Below are 2,958 nucleotides of genomic sequence, written 5' to 3' on the forward strand. Positions count from 1 at the left end.
GGAAACATGCCGCCCGGCGCTGGGAACCTCGCAGCCGAGACGGCGATTGACATCCCCGCCCCCGGCGGCGCCCTAGGCGGCGGCCTGGGCGCGGGCGGCGGCGGCCTGGGCGCGGGCGGCGCCGAAACGGTCGTGGACGCCGTCCCCGGAAGCGCGGGCCCCCCGGACACCGGCGCCCCGAGCGGAGGCGAAGGCGGGAAAGGCGCGTCCGGCGGCATCCTGCGGTCCGGCGCGATCATGGCGGTGGGGACGCTCGCTTCCCGCATCACCGGCTTCCTGCGCACCGCGGTCATCGTCGCCGCGCTCGGCACCGGGCTGCTCGCCAACGCCTACAACACCGCCAACACGATCCCCAACCAGATCTACGACCTGCTGCTCGGCGGCATCCTGACCAGCGTCGTCGTCCCGCTGCTGGTCCGCGCCAAGGAACGCGACCGCGCCTACGGCGAACGGTACGAGCAGCGCGTGTTCACCCTCGCGGTGATCGGGCTCGGCGTGCTCACCGTCGTGTCGGTCCTGTGCGCGCCGCTGTTCATCGACGTCCTCGCGGGCAGCTACACCGGCGACCAGCGGAGGGTCGCCATCCTGTTCGCGCAGTTCTTCCTGCCGCAGATCTTCTTCTACGGCGTCGGCGCGTTCGCCGGGGCCATCCTGAACACACGCGGCAGCTTCGGCGCGCCGATGTGGGCGCCGGTGCTGAACAACCTCGTCGTGATCGCGGTCGGCGGCGCGTTCCTGGCGGTCACGACGGGACGGGTCGATCCGACCACCATCACCGACGGCCAGCTGATGCTGCTGTCCATCGGCACCACCGGCGGGATCGTCCTGCAGACGCTGGCGCTGTGGCCGTCGCTGCGCAGAGTCGGGTTCCGGTGGCGGCCCCGCCTCGACTTCCAGCACGGCGAGATCGGCGAAGTCGCCCGGATGGCCGGTTGGACGCTCCTCTACGTCGTCGCGGCCCAGGCCGGGTTCGCCGTCGTGACCGCGCTCGCGAACCGGGCCGGGAACCTCGCCGTCGAGGAAGGGCTCGGCGAGGGCTACGGCTACACGCCGTACTTCAACGCCTACCAGCTCTTCCAGCTGCCCTACGCCATCGTCGGCGTGTCCGTGATCACCGCGCTGCTGCCGCGGATGAGCCGGTTCGCGGCCGAGGGCAAGACCGCCGACGTGCGCGCCGCGTTCTCCAGCGGCCTGCGGCTCTCCTCGGTGATCATCATGCCGGCGGCGGCGCTGATGCTGGTGCTCGGCCCGGAGATCACCACGGTGCTGTTCGCGCACGGGAACACCTCGGCCGACGACGCCCTGGTCATCGCGCGCGTCATGCAGATGTTCGCGATCGCCCTCGTGCCGTTCTCCACGTACCAGCTGATGCTGCGGGTCTTCTACGCCCACGGCGACACCCGGACGCCCGCGCTGATCGGTGTCGTGTCCGTCACGTCCAACATCATCATGGCGTTCACCGCCTACAACGCCCTCGGCGTCAAGTGGATCGTGGTCGGCATCGCGGGCGGCTTCGCGGTCACCAACACGGTCGGCGCCCTCACCTGCTGGCTGGTGCTGCGCCACAAACTCGGCGGCATCGACGGCCGCCGAATCGTCGGCGGACACCTCAAGCTGCTCGTCGCGATCTGGCCGCTGGTCGGGTTCGCCTACGCCACGCACACCGTCGCGGACGCGGTCGGCGACACCGGCACCCTCTTCCCCGCGCTGGTCACGCTGGCGGTCGGCTCCGCCGGAGGCGGCCTGCTGTACCTCGTCTTCGCCAAGCTGATGCGGGTGGACGAGGTCCAGGCCGTGATCGCCACCTTCGCCCGCAAACTCCCCGGCCGCTGACCCAGGTACCGGCGGCCCGCCCTGCGCCAGCCCCGGCGCCGGACGACCCCGGCCGTGCGCACACCGGGACGGCCAGGCAAAGTAAAGAGGCAAAGTAAAAAGGACGCGCGGCGATAAGGCGGCCACTTGAACGAGTAGCCACTACCATGTGGGGGACTACGGCTTGCGGGGCGACACCCTGGGGAACGCAAAGAGGAGGGTCGGAGGCGTAAGCTGCCACGCCACGAACATGGGATCTGACCACCTGTGCAGGACGTTGCCGTGAGCACGTCAGTCATCGAGCCCGGCACCCGTCTCGCCGGTCGCTACCGGCTCGAAAAGCGCATCAAAGACTCGGGCGGGTCGTCGCTCTGGAAGGCCATCGACGAGATCCTCGCGCGGGCCGTCGCCGTCCGCACCTTCGACCCCGAGTTCCCCCGGATCGCCGAGGTCGTCACGTCCGCCCGCGCGGCCAGCCGGCTGACCGACCCGCGGCTCACCCAGGTGTTCGACGCCGACGACAGCGGTGAGAGCGCCTACGTCGTCAGCGAATGGGTCGTCGGCGAGACCCTGGAGGGGATGCTCGCCAAGGCGCCGCTCGAACCCGGACGCGCCGCGACGCTGCTGTACGAGGCGTCCGAGGCCATCGCCGCCGCGCACGCCGCCGGGCTGGCGCACCTCTGCCTCGCGCCCCGCGACCTCGTCTGGACGACCGGCGGCACCGTCAAGATCCTCGGCATCGCGACCGACGCCGTCCTCGGCGACAAGTACGCCGACGACCCCGCGGGCGAGGACGTCCGCGGCCTCGGCCAGATGCTGTACGCGGCCCTCACCGCGCACTGGCCCGGCGACCCCGCCGGATCCGACCTCCCCGCCGCGCCCACCGTCGACGGAGAGGGCGTCCTGTACGCGCCCCGCCAGGTCCAGGCCGGGATCTCGCACGCGATCGACGCGATCGTGTGCCGCTGCCTCGGCATCGGACCGGCCGAGGCGCTCGCGTCCCCCGCCGATCTGGCCAGGGCGCTGCGCGGCGTTCCCCGCACACCGCTGCCGCTGTTCGCCGGTCTCGGCCACCCGCAATCGCCAACGCCTGTCTCTTGTACACATCTGACGCTGCCGACGAATTAGACGGGGTAGATCTCGGTG

Annotated in this window: 2 protein-coding genes; both read left to right on the top strand. The window is 71.3% G+C overall.

Annotation, left to right across the window (positions count from 1 at the left end):
- Positions 1-1,833, top strand: a 1,833-nt coding sequence (gene murJ, locus ETD83_RS40905; RefSeq protein WP_329603074.1) for a murein biosynthesis integral membrane protein MurJ, incomplete at its 5' end; no start/stop codon positions are given.
- A gap of 261 nt (positions 1,834-2,094) precedes the next feature.
- Positions 2,095-2,940, top strand: coding sequence for a protein kinase family protein (locus tag ETD83_RS40910; RefSeq protein WP_230421527.1), 846 nt, complete (start codon positions 2,095-2,097; stop codon positions 2,938-2,940).
- Positions 2,941-2,958 lie beyond the last annotated feature (18 nt).

The sequence above is a fragment of the Actinomadura soli genome (assembly GCF_005889715.1).
In the GTDB taxonomy this organism is placed as follows: Bacteria; Actinomycetota; Actinomycetes; order Streptosporangiales; family Streptosporangiaceae; genus Spirillospora; species Spirillospora soli.